Source organism: Sorangium sp. So ce296 (genome assembly GCF_051529605.1).
GTDB classification, from domain to species: Bacteria; Myxococcota_A; Polyangia; order Polyangiales; family Polyangiaceae; genus Sorangium; species Sorangium cellulosum_D.
This window is the reverse complement of record NZ_CP150325.1, coordinates 12,821,125-12,839,210: the sequence shown is the minus strand read 5'-3', so window position 1 is coordinate 12,839,210 and position 18,086 is coordinate 12,821,125. Positions and strand designations below refer to the sequence as shown.

At 71.7% G+C, this 18,086-nt stretch carries 12 protein-coding genes; 4 read left to right on the top strand and 8 right to left on the bottom strand.

Going from position 1 to position 18,086, the window contains the following annotated elements:
• On the top strand, positions 1–1,737 hold the full coding sequence (locus tag WME98_RS47300) for an Hsp70 family protein (protein ID WP_437948165.1): 1,737 nt from the start codon (positions 1–3) through the stop codon (positions 1,735–1,737).
• 330 nt (positions 1,738–2,067) lie between these two features.
• On the opposite strand, the gene WME98_RS47295 is transcribed toward WME98_RS47300, so the two are convergent.
• The gene (locus tag WME98_RS47295) at positions 2,068–2,691 is read right to left on the bottom strand and encodes a hypothetical protein (protein ID WP_437948164.1); all 624 of its coding nucleotides are present in this window, start codon (positions 2,689–2,691) and stop codon (positions 2,068–2,070) included.
• Between the two features lie 870 nt (positions 2,692–3,561).
• Between WME98_RS47295 and WME98_RS47290 the strand changes: the two genes are divergently transcribed.
• Both WME98_RS47290 and WME98_RS47285 read left to right on the top strand, forming a co-directional pair.
• On the top strand, positions 3,562–7,080 hold the full coding sequence (locus WME98_RS47290) for a hypothetical protein (RefSeq protein ID WP_437948163.1): 3,519 nt from the start codon (positions 3,562–3,564) through the stop codon (positions 7,078–7,080).
• Positions 7,061–7,753 carry a nucleotidyl transferase AbiEii/AbiGii toxin family protein gene (locus WME98_RS47285; RefSeq protein ID WP_437948162.1) on the top strand — a complete coding sequence of 231 codons (693 nt, stop codon included), beginning with the start codon at positions 7,061–7,063 and terminating at the stop codon, positions 7,751–7,753. Before WME98_RS47290 ends, WME98_RS47285 begins: the two co-directional genes overlap by 20 nt.
• Before the next feature lie 28 nt (positions 7,754–7,781).
• Here WME98_RS47285 and WME98_RS47280 read toward each other — a convergent pair whose 3' ends face one another.
• The gene (locus tag WME98_RS47280) at positions 7,782–8,408 is read right to left on the bottom strand and encodes a hypothetical protein (RefSeq protein ID WP_437948161.1); all 627 of its coding nucleotides are present in this window, start codon (positions 8,406–8,408) and stop codon (positions 7,782–7,784) included.
• Between the two features lie 368 nt (positions 8,409–8,776).
• Here WME98_RS47280 and WME98_RS47275 point away from each other — a divergent pair, with 368 nt between their 5' ends.
• Positions 8,777–10,402, top strand: coding sequence for a protein kinase domain-containing protein (locus WME98_RS47275; protein WP_437948160.1), 1,626 nt, complete (start codon positions 8,777–8,779; stop codon positions 10,400–10,402).
• A gap of 232 nt (positions 10,403–10,634) precedes the next feature.
• Here the strand turns inward: WME98_RS47275 and WME98_RS47270 are convergent, their stop codons facing one another.
• The 6 genes from WME98_RS47270 to WME98_RS47245 form a co-directional block, all read right to left on the bottom strand.
• Positions 10,635–11,885, bottom strand: coding sequence for an MFS transporter (locus WME98_RS47270; protein ID WP_437954115.1), 1,251 nt, complete (start codon positions 11,883–11,885; stop codon positions 10,635–10,637).
• Positions 11,885–12,649, bottom strand: coding sequence for a YoaK family protein (locus tag WME98_RS47265; RefSeq protein WP_437948159.1), 765 nt, complete (start codon positions 12,647–12,649; stop codon positions 11,885–11,887). The genes WME98_RS47270 and WME98_RS47265 overlap by 1 nt, the downstream gene beginning before the upstream one ends.
• Positions 12,650–12,866: 217 nt before the next feature.
• A complete protein-coding gene (locus tag WME98_RS47260; RefSeq protein ID WP_437948158.1) occupies positions 12,867–14,255 on the bottom strand; it encodes an MFS transporter in 1,389 nt (462 codons plus the stop codon).
• 95 nt (positions 14,256–14,350) lie between these two features.
• Positions 14,351–14,584 carry a hypothetical protein gene (locus WME98_RS47255; protein ID WP_437948157.1) on the bottom strand — a complete coding sequence of 78 codons (234 nt, stop codon included), beginning with the start codon at positions 14,582–14,584 and terminating at the stop codon, positions 14,351–14,353.
• 348 nt (positions 14,585–14,932) lie between these two features.
• Positions 14,933–16,618: a mechanosensitive ion channel family protein gene (locus tag WME98_RS47250; protein ID WP_437948156.1), complete on the bottom strand. Its 1,686-nt coding sequence runs from the start codon at positions 16,616–16,618 to the stop codon at positions 14,933–14,935.
• Positions 16,619–16,632: 14 nt separating this feature from the next.
• Positions 16,633–18,033, bottom strand: coding sequence for a family 2B encapsulin nanocompartment shell protein (locus WME98_RS47245; protein WP_437948155.1), 1,401 nt, complete (start codon positions 18,031–18,033; stop codon positions 16,633–16,635).
• Between the last annotated feature and the right edge of the window lie 53 nt (positions 18,034–18,086).

The following is an 18,086-nucleotide window of genomic DNA, read 5'->3' as shown; positions in this document are numbered from 1 at the left end:
ATGGCGGACGTCGTAGGGATCGATCTCGGCACCACGAACTCGCTCATCGGCGCGGTGCGCGACGGCAAGGTCGCGCTCTTCGCCGGCGGGGCAGGGGATGAGCTCGTGCCTTCGGTCGTCGGCGCCCTCCCGGGCGGCGAGATCCTCGTCGGGCGCGCCGCCAAGAACCGGCGGGTGCTCGATCCCGAGGGCACGGTGCTGTCGATCAAGCGCCTCATGGGGAAGGAGGTGCGCCGGCGCGTCGGCGGGCGCGAGCTCACCCCGCCGCAGATCTCGGCGCTCATCCTGGGGGCGTTGCTGGACCGCGCGGCCGAAGCGCTCGGGCAGCGCCCGCGGCGCGCGGTGATCACGGTGCCTGCGTATTTCAACGACGCCCAGCGCCAGGCGACCCGCGACGCGGGGCAGCTCGCGGGCCTCTCGGTGGAGCGCCTCGTGAACGAGCCGACGGCGGCGGCGCTCACGTACCAGTCGGGCGCCGAGCAGGTCGTCTTGGTCTACGATCTCGGCGGCGGCACGTTCGACGTGTCGATCCTGGAGCGCGACGAGGGGCTGCTCGAGGTGCGCGCGAGCCGGGGCGACACGCAGCTCGGGGGGGACGACATCGACCGCGCGCTCACGTCGGTCGTCCTCGGGCGCCTCGGCCCGAAGCGGGCGCAGGTCGAGGCGGACGCCCGGGCGATGACGCGCCTGCTCGAGGCGGTCGAGCGCGCGAAGATCGCCCTGTCGGACCGGGAGGAGGTGCGGCTCTTCGACCCGTTCTTGACCGGCGAGGGCGCGGACGCCGCGCACCTCGATCTGCCGCTCGCCCGCGCGGAGGTGGAGGCGGCGGCGCGGCCCTTCGTCGAGCGGACGCTCGCGTGCATCGACGCCGCGCTGCGCGACGCGCGCCTGCGCCCTGCGGATCTCGACCGCGTCCTGCTCGTGGGGGGATCGAGCAAGATGCCGCTGGTCCGGAGGATGGTGTCGGAGCACCTCGGGCGGCCGGCGCGGAGCGACCTCGACGCGGATCGGGCGGTCGCCCTCGGCGCGTCGCTGCTCGCGGGGCGGATCGCGGGCGAGCGCGTCGCCGAGGTGCTCGTCGACATCACCCCGCACACGCTCAGCGTCGGCGTGCTGCCGCAGGACGAGCTGCCGGAGAGCCTCGGCGATCTCGGCGCGGCGCCGGTGATCCCGCGGGGCACGGTGGTCCCGGTGGAGCGCACGAAGACGGTCTACACGTCGCACGAAGATCAGGAGATGGCGATGCTGCCCATCGCGCAGGGCGAGCACGAGCGGCTCGGCCTGAACACGCAGCTCGGCGAGCTCCGGGTCGGGCCGCTCCCGCCGAGCCCCGCGGGCTCGCCGGTCGAGGTGACCTTTCGGCTCGATCTCTCGGGCGTGCTGCACGTCGCGGCGACGCACCTCCCGTCCGGCGCGAGCGCGGCGGTGGAGATCGCCAACAGCCCGTACCAGCTGACGGAGCTCCGCCGCGCGGCCGCGCAGGCCGAGGTCGAGGCGCTGCGCGCGGCGGCGAGCGAGGGCGAGCTCGGCGGCGAGGCGACCGAGAGCGATCTGTCGCTGGCCAGGGCGATGCTGGCGCGCGCGGAGCGGGCGCTGGGGCGGCCCGGGGGCGATGACGCGGCGCTCGCCCGGGTGCGGTCTGCGGCGGCGGCGCTGACCGAGGCGGTCGCGCGGAGGGCGCCGGGGACGGCGGCGCTCATGGACGAGCTGTCGGACGCGCTGCTCGATCTCGTGTGAGGCGGGGCCGTGGCCGCGGGGCGTGACCCGGCCGTTGCAAGGCTTGATGCAAACGTTGAAACGGGCGACTCGGGGGCCGAGCGGGGCATTTCAAGGCTTGAGATGGCCGACTTGGGGGCCGAGCGGGCCATCTCAAGGCTTGAGATGGCCGACTTGGGGGCCGAGCGGGCCATCTCAAGGCTTGAAAGCGGCGACTCGGGGGCCGAGCGGGCCGCTTCAAGGCTTGCAACGGCCGACTGGAGCGGCGGGAGGCACCCGCATCGGCGTGCGGCGGGCGCCGCGCGCACGAGGGCCCGCGAAGAGGGCTGGATCGCGCGTGCTTGCCGCGGCTCATGGGCCGAGCTGCCGGCCGCGGCGCCTGGCCACCCAGGGTGGCGTCGCCGCCCTTGCGCTCCCGTCGCCTCGGGCGGCATGTTCGCCGGGATGCGAAGCGGGCGGTGGGCGCGGTTCGACACACGCGGCGACGATCCGCGAGAGGCGTTCGAGGCGTTCGTGTGCCAACTCTTCGAGCGCTGGTGCCGACGCGAGCACGGTCCTGGCTTCCAGGGGGTGCGCTTCGTCGACGGCAGCGGCGGCGATGGGGGCCTCGATGCGTACGCCGAGCTTCCGTCCGGCGACATCATCGGGCTTCAGGCGAAGTGGTTTCCCTCCGACTTCGGTCGAGAGCAGATCAAGCAGATCGACAAGTCGTTCCGGACGGCGGTGGCGGTGCGACCGCGATGCTTGGCGCGCTACTTCGTAGCGCTCCCGTTGAACCTGAACGATCGGACGTCGAAGCCGGCGGGGAGTGGTGGCGACACGCCGCGTCGACGCCGGCCGACGAAGTCGCGGCGCGAGCGATGGGATGAATGGGTCGCCCGGGCGCGCATGGACGACCCGCGGGTCGACATCCAGCTCTGGGATGACGGGCGGATCGAGCAGCTCCTCAACGAGCCCGAGAACGAGACGCTCCACGCTTGCTGGTTCCCCGATTCCGTCCTGACGCTCGGCGATCTCCGCGCGCGGTTCGAATCGGCCAAGGGGCGCTGGCTCCGCCCGCGCTATTTCCCGGATCTGCACGCGACAGCGCAGCTCGAAGAGGATCTGGCCGTCCGTCTGGGTGAGCCCGCGGCACGTGGCCGGCTCTTCCGCGAGCTGGAAGCGGCGACGAGCCTCCTACATGAGGCCCGCGACGCCGTTGCGAGGCTCGTCTGGCTCAGCGTGTTCACGACCGGCGAGATCGGAGGCCCGCCCCTGATCGAGGCGTCGATCGGTGCGCTCGACAGGTTGATCGCGGCGGGCGACGCGCTCGCGAGCGCGCTCCGGCGAGGCGACGCCATCGCGGCGGAGCTGCCCGCGACCGAGCGCGATCTGGACGCTCTAGAGCGTCTCGACCAGGCGTTGCGGGAGCTCCACGACCGGCGGGGATCGATGTTCTGTCCCACGGGCGAGATCCGCGAGCGCTTGCTCCGATGCATCGAGGGGCCCTCGTCCTCCGTGCGTGTTCTCCGCGATCTCTGGCGCCGGTGGCAAAGCGCGCCCCGCCTGATCGTCTACTCGGGGCCACCCGGGGCGGGCAAGACGCACGGCCTTGCCCATGCGGTCGACGTGCGGCTCCGCGCGGGGCTTCCGGCAGCGCTGCTCCGGGCGAAGGAGCTGCCCGCAGACCAAGGCTGGGAGGAGATCTTCAAGAGCGCGCTCGATAGACCGGGAGCGAGGCTCGAGGTCCTGCTCGATGCGCTCGAGGCGACCGCCGTGCGCGCCGATGTCCGGCGGAGGCGCGAGCGCGCGCACGCGAGGTGCGACGGAGGCGAGGCGCCGATCGAGCCGGAGCCCACGTGCTTCATGCTGGCTGTCGACGGCCTGGAAGAGCCTGGCCAGCACCGACGCTGGCGCGAGCTGCTCGGTGAGCTCCCGGTGCATCTCAAGCGACATCCACGCCTGCGCGTCGCGGTGACGCTCCGGACGGCCAGCCGTGAGGCCATCCTCGGGAGGCTCGACGGAGACCAGCTCGACTGGATCGAGGAGGTCCCCCTCGCGGAGCGCGGCGATGCTCAGCGGCTGCTGCCTATTTACTGCGAGCATCATGGCGTCGAGGCCCCGGGGCCGCGTCTGCGGTGGGCGATCCGCGAGCCGCTGAGTGTGCGCCTCTACTGCGAGCTCCGGAAAGAGGATCCCGCCTGGGAACCCAGCCGGCGGACCCTGGCGCTGCCGAACCTGCTTCGCAAAAAGCTCGATTTGGCCGAAGAATTCGTGCGCGAACAGCTCGGCCTGACCTCAGAAAAAGATACGCCGCTGCACTGCATGCTCACCGCCGTCACGTCGGCTTACGTGCAAGGTGGTCCCTTGAGACGCGACGAGGCGATCGCTCGTGCGCGTGCCGCGATGGAACCGCCGGAGCTCCTCTCGGCGAAAGCTTGGGTCTCGGTGCTCGAGCATGCAGAGAATCACGGGCTGCTTCTCCTGCAGACCGACGAGCCCGAGACGCTCTCCGCGCCGCGGACGACGTACGTCGAGCCGGCCCATGAACCGCTCATGGACTACCTGATCGCGGAGCAGACCAGCCGGGAAGTCCAGGCCGCGCTGGCACGGGGCGAGGCGCCGGCGCTCCGGTCGCCCCTCACGGAACGTCCCGATGCGCTGACGCAGACCGCGATCCTGCTGGGCCAGAGAGGCATCAGCCTGGTCGGGTCAGGGCTATGGAAGAACGAGCTTCCCGCGTCGGAGCTGGAGCGCCTCGAACTCCGCGCCATCGCCGCGCTGGAGGGCGAGGCCGCGCGCGCCTACCACCCGTGGGTCCTCGGGAGACTGACGGCGAGCATGTCCTCGTGCCGGCGCGTCCTGGCCGAGCTCTGCGTTCCGGTCGCGCGGGACGAGGCTCACCCGTTCGGTCCCCGCTTCGTGCACGAGGCGCTGTCGCTGTTCGCCCCGATCCAGCGCGATCTCTTCTGGCCGGGCCCGAGCTTGCTGGACGAGGGGGGTCAGCCGCTCCTGTGTGGCCATCGCATCGACGTCGCCCTGGAGGAGCTCTCGATCGAGCCCGACGATGCCGCTGACGGACCGCCGCTTCTGCTCGCCTGGGCCCTGACGTCGCTGGACCGCCGCTGGCGCAGACGTCTGCGTGTGGCGCTGGCGCGCTGGGGAGCTGGCCGGCTCGACGAGCTCCTCCGGTGGCTCGACCTGACGATCGGCACGAATGATCCGCAAATGGTCGAGGACATCGCGATGGTCGCCTTCGGGGCCGCCTGCCTGGCCGGGGCGAACCCGAGGCTCGGCGCGCTTGCGACGTGGGTCGACGTCCACCTCCTCACGCCGGGCTCGGCGCACCGGCGCGAGGATATCGTCGTGCTGCACGCGGCGCGGGGCATCGTCGAGCGCGCTGTCGCCGTGGGCGTGCGTGTCGAGGAATCGAGCCTGGAGCACGCGCGCCTGCCCTACGCGGCGGGCGAGGCGCTGCTCGCCATCGACGCAGAGGCGGCTCGGAAGGCCGACGACCACGAGGGGATCTGGCCCATCGAGGGGGCGCTGGCGTGGCATGTGGTGCCGCGGGCGATCGAGGCGTTCTTCCAAGCGCCGGAGTCCACGGGCGCCCGCGGGCGATGCCTCGACCCTCGTGTCGAGCACCTGCTGGCGTCGCATACCTCCTCGGCGGCCGTCGAGGCGCTGACGCCGCAGCGCTTCGCTTTCGGCGTGATCGTGGCCCATCTGCGCGACATGGGATGGGACGGCGCCGTGGGACGGAACGCGGACGAGCTTTGGGCGAGGTCGCCCCTGGCATACGCAGACGAGGCAGATGGGCCGATCTGGCGCACCATCGCCCTCGTGCGACGAGCCGAGCGCGCCCATGACAGCACGCGCAAGCCCATCGATACCGTCGAAGAGAAGTATGTATGGACCGGATGTCGCATGCTCCAGGCCTACCTGGCGGCGCGCGTCCCGTCGTCCTCGCATGTGGGCCAGCGTCTGTGGACGGAGCCGCCGGTCGATCCGATCATGGCGTCGATGCTCGAGGCCAATCCTGCCTCCGACGTCATCGAAACAGCTGCGTCCGCCGGGGTGCACTGGATTGGCTGGGCCGATCGCCATCTGGTCCCGACGGTCCTCTTAAAGGCTCACGGACAGCTCGATCGGGCCAACGAGTGGGTGCAGCGCGCGCCGGAGCCGGACATAGGCCCCTGGCTTCAACTACCCGGGCACGCGGTCCCGCCCTGGGCCGCAGACGCGTCGTGGCTCACGCTCCGGCGCACCGCGTTCACCCGGGAGCCGCAGAGCCAGGCGCACTCGGAGCTCCACCTCTGGTCTGGCACCGTGCCTTCCTGGGCAGCGGACCTCATCGAGCGCGAGGAGGCGCTCCGGCAGTCTCTTCGACCGTCCTCGGCGGATACTTTGTTCGGCTTTGCCGAGAGCGTGCCAGCCCTTTCGTACGTGGACCCTTCGGAGGCGACATGGGCCCCCTGGGCCGCCGGTGTCCATGAGCCTCTGGAAATACCTTCAAGGTCGGCGTCCGGTCAGGGGGCGAGCATCGCGGTCACGCCGACCACCGCGATGATCGGATGGGAGTCGCAGCGGGGCGAGAGCGCGATCTGGATGCTGGCTCACTGGCTTCGGCGCTCCCTCAAGCTCACCGGTGTGAAGCGTGTGCGTGCGCCCATGAGCGAAGAATGGCGATTCCATGATCTTCACGGGACGGTGCACGCTGTATATACCTGGTGGGGTGGTGCAGGGCCGGAGTTACATGAGGCACTTCTGATGCAGCGAGGCTCCCTCGCGCGCCTGCTCGAGGATCGTGGCGAGGTGCTCGTCTGGGGCGTGCGGGTGCTTCGGGAACCCGCCGGGGTGCTCTTGCCGCGGCACCCTGATCAGGAGGCGACGTGCCGCTGGGAACGTCGCCAGTTCTGCTGGCTCTCTTTGTTGCGAGGGGACAACGTGCACATCTTTCGGTTCGGTGAATCGGGGGAGATTGCTGGAGTCGCACCGGAGCCGCCCGCTCTTGGCTCTCCAGCGTCGCAAGAGAGCCCCGGCCGCCTTGTCACCGCTCCGCTTCCGAATCCAGATCATGCGGTTCCGCTCTCGTCCGAGCTCGATGACGAGAACGCCATTCCATATTTCCTGTGGGATGATCCCATGCCGGTGCACGAGGTCCGGCGCCGTCTCGCTACGGCGTCTCCTCCCGAGCGCGATCGTCTTCTCGGAAAGATCCTGCGGGAGGCACGCGATCCAGACGTATGGCGCTTCACCAGTCCCGAGGAGGTGGCAGAGCGCTTCAGCTCCCTCTCGCGGCAGCTCGGGCGGCGGCGAGCGTTCTGGGAGTTTTTGCTCAATCGGTGGCACAAGGAGGGGTTGCTTGAGCACCAGCCAGCTTAGCCCGCTGCAAGCGGACATTCTTGCGGCGTTCTTTCGTCGCGAGCAGCGCTTCTTCTTGACCGGAGGCGCAGCGCTGGCCGGCTTCCACCTCGGTCATCGACGCACGGCGGACCTCGATCTATTCACGACCCAGGACGAGCTCGGCGCGACCGGTGATCTCGACGCCGGTGATGTCGCCCTGAAGGCAGCTGCTCAGGAGATCGGCGCCTCGGTCGAGAACATCCAGACCTCGCCCGAGTTTCGCCGGCGGCTTGTGAAGCGAGGTGATGATCGGGTGGTGGTGGATCTCGTCCTCGAGCGCGCTGTGCAGGTGCGCCCAGAGAAGCAGCTCATCGGCGGCATCCGGGTCGACGTCCCGGAGGAGATCCTCGCCAACAAGCTGTGCACGTTGCTGTCACGCTCGGAGCCCCGCGACCTCGTCGACGTCCATGCGCTGAAGCAATACGGCCTCAGCGTGGAGGCCGCGTTGCCGCTCGCGGCACGCAAAGATGGTGGGCTGACCCCTGCGAGCCTCGCCTGGGTGCTCTCTCAGATCGAGATCCCCGACGATGCGCGTGTACCTGGCGGCATTTCGCCAGCCGAGCTCCGCGCGTTCGTGGAAGAGCTGATCTCCTTGCTCACCCGCCTGGCGCACCCTGGAAAGAAAAGCCGTCAAGGCGGTTCAGACCTGTGAGTGGATCTCCGGCGCCTGCTACGCGCGGCTAGCCACCGCTGCCCCCCGTGCCGCCGGCGCCTCCGCCGCCGCCTTCGCCGTCAGCCCCGGCGCCTCCGCCGCCACCTTCGCCGTCAGCGCCGGCGCCGGCGCCGGCGCCGCCGCCGTTCCCCCCGCCTTCACCGTCAGCGCCGGCGCTTCCGCCGCCGCCACCATCGCCCGAGCCGCCGCCCGCGCCGGTCGGTGGTTTGACCACGAACGCGCAGGCCTTCAGCGCATGAGCCCGCTTGGTGATCACCTCGCACGGGCTGATCGCCCCATCGGCGCCGTCCGCGAGCTGCGCGGCGGAGCACTCCGCCATGGAAGCGACGTTGTCGGCGGCGCACTTGCGCGTCGCGCCGACGGCGTCGACGCAGGCCTGGATCTGGCTTTCCGTCGGCTCCGGCGCGGGGTTGTCTTCGGTGCCGGCGTTCTCGATGCCGTGGAGGCACTGGTCCCAGACGAACTCGACGCAGGCGTCCACCTTCTCGTCGGCGTCGGCCGAGCCGACCCACGCCGGGCACGCGGCGGCGGCCTCGCACCGGGCCGTCTCGATCTGCCGGCAGGCACCGATGCCCACGGCGGCGGTGCCGCAGCTCTGGGTTGCGAGGGTCACGGCCCCGAGGCCGAGCAACACGGCCGCGACCCACGTTGCGGAGCTCCGCCTCGCGGCGGAGAGGACGGCGAGCGCAGACGAACCCACCCGGCCGAGCTACCACGTGCCCGCCGGGGGCGTCGAGTTTTCCGCCGCCCACCGCCCCGCAGGGAGCGCGACCGGCGTGCCCGCGACGGCGCCGCCGCCCGCACGCCGGCTCGCGTCCATGGCGCAGTCATGGCGCAATCGGGATGCAACCGGGCCGGCTCGGCCGCAGCGCCGGGCCCCCGCGCCCCGGCGGCGAGGGCCGCGCCTCCGCGACGAGGGCCGCGCCCGCGGCGCCGCGCCGTCGCGAACGGTGCCCGGCCCGGGCGCCGTCCGATCTATGCTCCCGTGGCCTCGATCTCCCGATGGATCCGCCGAGCCTCGCGCAGCTCCGACCCGACACGCTTTTCCACGGGCGATACCGCGTGGTCCGCTCGCTCAAGGCGGGCGGGATGGGGGCGGTGTACGAGGTCGTCGACGAGGTCACGGACCGCCGCCGCGCGCTCAAGGTGATGCTCCCGGGATCCATCCAGGACCCCGGCATGCGCGCCCGGTTCGCCCAGGAGGCCAAGATCACCGGCGGGATCGAGAGCGATCACATCGTCCCGGTCTCCGACGCCGGCATCGACGCCGACTCCGGGATGCCCTTCCTCGTCATGGACCTGCTCCAGGGCGAGGAGCTCGCGAGCCTGTCGGCGCGCCGCGGCCCGCTGCCGCCGGTGGAGGTGGTGCTCTACCTCTCCCAGGTCGCGCGCGCGCTCGACAAGATGCACGCGGCGGCCATCGTCCATCGCGACCTCAAGCCGGCGAACCTCTTCTTGACGCGGCGGGACGACGGCTCCCCGTGCGTCAAGGTCCTCGATTTCGGCCTGGCGAAGATCGCGGCGCAGAGCAGCATGGCGGACCGCACCGCGATCCTCGGGACGCCGCTCTACATGGCCCCCGAGCAGATCCGCGGCGACGGCGCCGTGGGGCCGAAGGCCGACATCCACGCGCTGGCGCACGTGGCCTTCACGCTGCTCGTGAGCAGCCCCTACTGGCTGACCGAGGCGAACGTCCTGCCCTCGATCTTCGCGCTCCTCCAGCGGATGGCGGCGGGGCTGCCCGAGCCCGCGAGCGCCCGCGCCGCGCGGCGCCGCACCGTCCGGCTGCCGCCCGCCTTCGACGCCTGGTTCCAGCAGGCGACCGCGATCGATCCGAGGGACCGGTTCGACCGCGCCACCACGGCCGTCGCCCTGATGGCCGAGGCGCTCGGCGCGCCCGCGCCGTCGAGCCCGCCCCCCGGGCCGGTTCCGCCCACGAACCCGCCGCCGTCGTCGCGTCGCAGCCTCGAGCTCGACGACCGGCGCGCCGCCGCCCCGCCGGACCCCGGACCGAAGCCGCCCGATCCGGGACCGCGGCCGCCCGAGCCCGCGCCGAGGCCGCTGGACCCCGCGCCGAGGCCGCTGGACCCCGCGCCGAGGCCGCTGGACCCCGCGCCGAGGCCGCTGGACCCCGCGCCGAAGCTCGCGGGCGACGCGCGGCACCGCGACGAGGATCTCGCCGAGGTCGTCCACGAGGAGCGGCTCCGGGCCTTCCTCAAGAAGGAGGTCCAGCGCGCCAGGGAGCAGCGGACCCGGCGGCTGTCCCTGCTGCTGCTGGGCGTGGACGGCCTCCAGGAGATCGAGGAGAAGCACGGGCGGGCGGCGGTCGACCGCATCCTCAACGACCTCGCGCGCGTGGTCCGGATCTACGTGCCCGAGGACGGGCTGCTCGGGCGGTACCGCCGCGACCTCCTCGCGATCGTCCGCCCCGGGATCGGCCGGACGCGGGCGTCCGCGTTCGCGAAGGTGCTCGGCGAGAAGGTGCGCCAGCACCGGTTCCGGCGCATCCCGTCGATGCCCGTCCGGATGACCATCCGGATCGGCGTCGCCCACCTCGAGGAGGACGACACGACCGCGCACGATCTGCTCGAGCGCGCGACGCGCGACCTCCTCGAGCGGGGCGAGTGAGCGCCCGGCGGGATCCCCGCCTCTGGTTCCGCCCGCCAGAAGTCCGGCCAGGGATCCGGAGAGAGAGCTCAACGCAAAGTCGCAAAGGCGCAAAGACGCAAAAAAGATTTGTAGTTTTGCGTCTTTGCGTCTTTGCGTCTTTGCGTTTATTTCTCTATCGCTCGCGAGGCAGATCCCTGGCGGGAGTTCTGACCCGCGGTATTCGTAGCAGGTCGGACCCCCCGCTCCGCGATCACCTCACCGACGCCCCGGCGTCAGCCGCTCCGCGCGCGCGCCGCAGCATCGCGACGCTCGCGAGCGTCGACGCGCTGAGCACGAGCCACATCGCGGCGTACCCCTGGGTGGAGGCGAAGAGCGGACGCAGGAGGTCGATGGCCGCGCCGGTGAGCGCGGGCCCAAGGAGCGTCCCGACGCCGCCGCTCACGTCGAAGAGGCCCGCCGCGGCGCCGTGGCTTCGAGCGGGCATCCGCTGCATGACGGTCGCGTAGGGCAGGGTGCTCGCTGCCCCGCCGCAGAAGGCGATGAGCGGGAGCTCCGCGCCGAGGAGGAGCGTGGAGCTGGAGAAGGCGGGGAGGACCAGCCCGAGCCCGAAGACGACGAGCGTGCGCGCGAGGACGCGCGCCGCGCCGTGCCGGTCCGCGAGCTGGCCGCTCACGAGCGCGCCGAGGAGGGCCCCCACGGCGACGACGGTCATCGCGCCGGCGATGAACTTCATGCTCTTGCCGAGCCCCTCGGTCAGCCAGAGCACGACGAAGGCCTTCATGCCGCCGAGCGTGAGCGAGAGGAGCGCGTTGGCGATCATGAGCGCGCGGATGGCCCGGTGGTCACGGAGCAGCGCCCAGACCTCCGCGGCCGACGAGCGGGAGCCACGCTGGGGGACCGCGGGCGGCCCTTCGGTCCCGCGCAGCCCGAGCACGAGCAGCACGGTCCCAAGGAGCAAGGCGGCGGCCGCGACGAGGTACGGCAGCGGCCGCCAGAGCTCGAGGAGCAGCCCGCCGCCGACGAGCGCGGAGCCGAGGCCCACCTGGCTGAAGACGCCCTGGATCCCCTGCGCGCGGCCGCTCAGGCTCAGGGGGACGAGATCGGCGTAGAGCGCGCGGTAGGGCGCGAGGTAGGTGAAATAGGCGGCGTAGAAGAAGAACACCTCCACGGCCATGACGGGGAGCGAGCGCGCGAGCGGGATGAGCGCGAGGGCGACCGCCGCGACGGGCGCGGTCGCCATCAGGAACGGGACACGGCGGCCGAACCGGGTGTCGACGCGATCGGAGAGGCCGCCGATCCAGAGGGGGACGAGCAAGGCGACGAGCCCCTCGCCGCCGACGAGCGCGCCGATGCCGGCGCGCGAGCCCGTGAACCCGCGCGCGAGCACGGGGAGGTATGTGGAGATGACCGTGAGGGACAGCGACAGCCCCAGGCCGGGGGCGCCGAGGAGAAGGAAGAGGCGTCGCTCCGCGCTCGAGAGCCGCGCCCGCGCCGGCCGCATCACTCGCCGCTCCGGCGCCGCTGCTCCCGCCGCCACGCGGCCGTCCCGCTGGGTCCGCCCACGGGCCACGCGAGGTCGAGCACCACCAGCGAGACGAGCAGCAGGACCGGGATCGCCAGCGCGCGCGCGCCCCAGCGCGCGTGCGCGAGCGCGCTCGCGGCGGCGCCCGTCACGAAGCTCGGCCAGATGATCCCCGTGGCCACGAGGTGTCGCGCCGTCGAGCGCAGGTCGACGGGGGCGTCGCGAGGCCTGGCGAGCAGCTGGGCCAGCTCTTCGGCGAAGTTGGTGAGCATGCCGGTGATGTACGTGGTGCGCACCGTCACGCCGTCGATGCGGCGGAACGTGGCCGTCTGCACCCCCATCGCCAGGCTGACGAGCGACGCCTGCAGGTCGAACGCCCACGCCGGCTCGAGCGGGACCGGCCCCGCGTGCGCGGTCACGCTCACCCCGACGAGGAAGCCCCCGAGCAGGGCCGCGGTGAGCGCGAGGCCCGGCGCGACGTCGGCGCGCACGCCGCGATGGGCGCAGACCTCGGCGAGCGCGGCGCCGCAGACCACGCCCGCCACGAAGACCACGGCCGGGAGCCCGCGCGTCACGATCGCGCGCGCATCTCCGCGGGCGATGGCCTGGCCGAGCGCGGCGCTGTTGCCCGTCATGTGCGTCGTGTAGAGATGATCGAGCGACAGCCAGCCGATCACGTCGACGGCCCCGGACACGAAGGCGAGCGCGGCAGCCACGCCGAACCTCGCCTCGATCACGTTCACCGGCCGGTCCATGCCGCCGCGCGAGCTGCAACCGCTGCGCCACGAAGATCGCGTCGCGCCGCCGCGCGATCTTGCGGGGGTGGCTTGTCATCGAGGTCGAGCCGCCGCGCCGAGGCCGCCGCCTCCGGCTGGCGCCGGGGGAGGAGGCGCTCGGCCAGGGCATGAAGGGCTTCGAGGTCGGCGAGCGCTCGGAAAGGGGCGGGCCCTTTCCCGGGGCTCAGCGGCGACCACGCCCTCGCGCTCGCTCTGTGAGCGCGTCGGCGCTGGCGGCGTCGCGGAGGTACGTGCGGAGCGCGATCAGGGTGATGAGCCCGCTTCCGAACAGCGAGATGAGCATGACGGAGAAGGTCGCGCGCAGGGGTGACGGGCCGCCGGCGAAGACGTTCTCGGCGACGTACCCGAAGACCACCGGCGCGGCGGCCTCCGCCGCTTTGCGCACCGTCATCCGGACGCCTTCCGCGCGACCCCACAGGTGCGAGGGCACGATGTCGAGCCGCGCCGCGTCGAGCGGAGGGTTGGCGGCCGCGAGCGCGAACGCGGCGAGGACGTACAGGATCAGCGCGGCGGCGAGGGCGACGGAGAGCAGGCCGAGAAAGAACAGCGCCGTGCTCGCCAGGTACGCGCACGCGGCCACCCAGATGCGCGCCGTCTCGTGCCCGCGGGCGAGCAGCCCATCGACGCCCCTGCCGCCGACGTAGACGCCGAGGACCGCGCCGGATCCCACGATCGCGGCGGCGCCGAGGGCCGCCTGGTGGCTGAGGTGGTAGCGGTCTGTCAGGAGCTCGACGGAGAAGATGCGCAGCCCGCCGAAGAAGTAGTAGCCGAGCGCGGAGCTGATGATCAGGACCAGGTTGGTCGGGATGCGGAGCACGGAGCCGAGCGCCCGGAGAAACGATCGCTCGCGCCGGTCGACGTCGTGGACGAGGCGCTCGCGCGGCTCGACGCCGGCCGCGCGCGCCCTGGCGCCGACGCTCTGCGCCGGACGGGGCCACGGCCCCTCGTCGCGCGACGCCGCCGCGCCCGGACGCGCTTCGATGCGCTCCTGGCCTGGCTGGAGCCAGCTCGCGCCGCCGCGCGCCGGCTCGGGGAGGCGATGGATGGCCCACGCCAGAAGGGGCGTCGGCAGCGCGAGGGCCCAGAAGCCGAGGCGCCACGAGATCTCGGCCAACAATCCCGCGGCGATGACGCCGATCGCCGTGCCGATCAGCTCGCCCGAGAGGATGAAGCCGAACACCCGACCGCGCAGATCAGGTGGAGAGTAGTCGCCGACGAGGGACGCGACCGCGGGCTGCGCGGCCGCGATGACGGCGCCGAGCGCGACCTGCGCGGCGAGGAGGACGGCGTAGGAGGTCGCGGCGCCGCAGGCGACCATCGCCACGCCCCACAGCACGATCGTCAGCGCCAGGAGCCGTGTCCGCGCCCTGCGATCGACCAGCCAGCCGAACACGAGGGTGCCGGCGGCGGCGACGGCGGATTCGACCGTGAACAACAGGCCGAGCTCGGTGCCGTCGATGCCGAGCGACCCCTGCAGCGGCGCGGCCATGCCCCCGATCGCGCCAGCGTCGGCGCTGTCGAGCGACAGCACGAGCGCCATCAGGACGATCACCCTGGCCTGCGCTCGCCCTCCGAGCTGTCGCAGCAGCGCATCGCCGATCCGGCGTGCGAAGCGCGTCCGCGGGAGGGGCTCGCTCCGAGGGGCGGTCACCGCCGGAGCACGGATGCCGTGCGGCTCGAGACGGCGGTGCGGCTCGGGATCTCGGTCGACCCCGGCACGAACGAGGCGACGGGCGCGACCGGCGCGGCGCCGAGGACGCTCGTGGCCCTGGGCGCGGAGGACCTCGGCGGCTCGCCCGCCAGCGCGCTGCGTGCCTGGAGGACACCCGTCTCGCCCCGTTCTGCGGGCCATTCGCGATCTTCGGGCCCCCTCGATGCCATGATTTCCCCCTTCAGCGCCGGGAGCGCTGCCCGTGCGCACGTGATGCGATGCATACGCTGCGCCGCGCGGGGTGGGGCTCTCCCGAGGGGGCGCGAGAGCGTCGGGCCATACCGGAGCGGCCCTCGGCGGCGAAGCTGGCGCGTCCTACCAAAATCTCTACTGTTTCCGGCGGCCGCTCGTCACCGACCGGCTGCTCTGGCGGGACTGTTCCGCGGGGGCGAACCGGGGCGATCCGTCGGAACCCGGCGGGGCCGCCGTGGGCGATAAACCGGTCGGGTATGCGCCGCCGGTGTGGACAGGAAATACCGCGCCCGGGGGCTGAGCACGGCCGCGAGACGAACCGCTCGTCAGTCGTCGCTCGCGGGCGAGAAAGGCGTGACGGGCGCGGATTCCTCGATTTCTCGCCTCGGCGGGTTCTTGACGGAAAGCGTGCTGTCGATGAGGACGGCTCGGCGCGGGCGCGGCGCGCTGACCTGAGCTTTGCAGAGCTCCTCCACGACGCGGCCGCGCAGCGCGTCGTTCACTTCCTTGTTCTTGCCGGGCGGCACGCGCGCGCTGATACGCAGGACGATCGAACCCTCGTTGAGCTCCTCCACGCCGACGTCCACCTGCCCCGGAGCGCCCGTCTGCAGTTCGACCTCCTTCTCGGCGACCCTCGCGAGGAGCTCACGCACCCGCTGGACGTCCTCCTCGTAAGGCACGTGCACGTCGACCACCGCGTTCACGTAGGTTCGCGAATGGTTCGCGACCTTGCGCACCTCGCCGTTCGGGATCGAATGGAGCACGCCGATCTCGTCGCGGATCTTCGTGATGCGAACGCCGATCTCCTCCACGCGCCCCTGGATGCCGCCGATTTCCACGAGATCCCCGACGAGGAGCAGATTCTCGAAGAGGATGAAGAAGCCGGCCACGATGTCGCCCACGAACGTCTGCGCGCCGAAGCCGATGGCCACGCCGATGACGCCGGCGCCGGCGAGCAGCGGTGTGGGATCGACGGACGCCTCGCGCAGGCCCAGCACGAGAGCCGAGAAATAAATCGCGTACCGCACGAAGCCCATGGCCACAGGGACCAGGGTTTTTCGCTGCTGGAGCGTCTGGGGGTTCTCCTCCGCCACCTTCCCGAGGAAGAGGTCGTTGATGAGGAGCACGCAGATCTCGACGAGGACCCGGCTCGCATAAACGATCGCGATGATCCGGAGCCCGACCCGCCCCGCCTGCGAGAGCCACGTGTCGGGTGTGAGCGCGTCCGCGACCCACGTCGCCGCCGTGATGTACACGCAATAATCGACGACGCGCTTCGTGATCCCGAGCAGGTGCGACAGGTTCCCGAGGTACCTGAGCGGGCTCTCGACGCGGGCGAGCCTCGTGGAGTTGTCGAAGATGACGTCGAGGAGGAGGTATCCGATCCCCGTCGCGAGGCGGCTCACGTAAAACGCGCCCAGCGTGTAGCTGGCGAGCAATACGGCGCGCTGGGGCCCCGGCGCGAGCGCGAGCTTCTCGGTGAGGACGACCGCGGCGGCGCCGAGGACGACCACGCGGAGCGCCTTGCGCAGGCGTATCGTGACCTCTGCGACCGGCTCGCGCCGCTTCGCCAGCCAGTCCGAGCGCGCGACCGCCTTTCCCAGCGCGTCGGCGAGCCCCCGGGCGAGGGCGTCGACGAAGAGCGCGCCGACGACGATGCCGAGCGCGGTGAGCAACCGCGTCTTGGCGAGCGCGGGCTCGTCTCCGACGAGCCCGACGAGCGCGCTCTTCACCACGTCGAGGGCGCGAATTCCGCGAACCGTGGCGAACGCCGCGCCGCCGATGAGCACGGCCCCGACGAGCGCGACCCAGACGAGCGCGCGGCGACGGACGCGACGCCGGAACGATTTGCGCTCGTCCGCCGTGACGTGCTCCAGCGTCGGCGAGCGCAAGACGAAAGCGTAGCCCCGATGGATCAGCCTGACCACGAGCTCCGAGAGGAGCAGGAGCACCACGATCGCGATGCACAGCGCGACGAGGTTGTGGAGGAGCAGGTCGAGATGCAGCGTCATCGAGGCTGACGAGCCTACCGCCCGATCTGCACGTTCTCAAGGACGCCGAGAGCGTCGGGCACCAGCACCGCGGCGGAGTAGTACGTGCTCACGAGGTAAGAGCTGATGGCCTTCGGGTCGGTCTCCATCTTGCGGGCCGAGACGCCGGGCTCGATCTCCTCGGGGAGGCCCGTGCGGTGGAGGCCGATGACGCCCTGATGCTCCTGCCCCGTGCGCATGACGAGGATGGAGCTCGTGTCGTCCCCGTTGATCGGGATCTTGTCGCAAGGCAGGATCGGGACGCCGCGCCACGCCGTGACTCTCGCGCCGGAGAGCACGACGCTGGTCGGGTAGACGCCGCGGCGACTGCACTCCCGGTGGAAGGCGGCGATCGTGCGCGGGTGCGCCAGGAAAAACTGCGACTTGCGGCGCCGGCAGAGGAGCTCGTCCATGTCGTCGGGCGTCGGGCGGCCGCTCCGGGGATGGAGGCGCTGCTTCAGGTCGGCGTTGTGCAGGAGGCCGAAGTCGCGGTTGTTGATGAGCTCGTGCTCCTGCCGCTCGCGCAGGGCCTCGACGGTCAGGCGGAGCTGCTCCTGGAGCTGATCCATCGGATCGTTGAAGAGATCCGAGACGCGCGTGTGGAGCCGGAGGACCGTCTGCGCGACGCTGAGCTCGTATTCACGCGGCGCGGCCTCGTAATCGACGAACGTCCCCGGGAGCGCGCGCTCGCCCTCGTGACCGGCGGTGATCGCGATCGCCGCCTGTCCGAGCTTGTCCTGCGGCTTCTTCAGCCGCTCCTTGAGCGACTCGACGTGCGCGCGGAGCGCCGGGGATCGCGAGATCAGCTCCTCGAAGGCGCGCTGCGGCAGCTCGAGGACGATGCACGGCGTGACGGCCTTGACCGAATACGTCCAGACGTCGTTCGATTCGATGACGGACTGATCCCCGAAATGGTCCCCATCCGCGAGGACGTCGAGGATCGTGTCGGCGCCGTACTTGCCGACGCCGAGCTTCTGCGCCTTCCCGTGCGCGAGCAGGAAGATCGTCTCCGCGGGTTTTCCGCGCTCGGCGATCAGCGCGCCGGGCTTGTACTCCCGCTGGATGAACCGGCTCGCCAGGGCGTCGAGCACGTCGTCGTCCGAGAAGCCTTGCAAGAGCGGCAATTCGCAGAGCTCCTGCGGGATCACCTGCACATTCGCCCCGACGTTGCCGAAGCTCAACCGCCCGTCGCCGATGGCATAACTCAGGCGGCGGTTCACGCGATACGTGCCGCCCGTGACCTCGATCCAGGGCAAGACCCGCAAGAGCCACCGGGACGTGATCCCCTGCATCTGCGGATGCGACTTGGTCGTCGTCGCGAGCTTTCGCGCCCCCAGCGTCCCGAGGCTCGAACGCTCTACCTCGTTCCCGATCCCAGGTGTTTCGGCGTTTGCCATGATGTGCCTTTCCTTCTGCGCGCTTCGGAGAGCAGAGCGCTCCGCGTATCCCC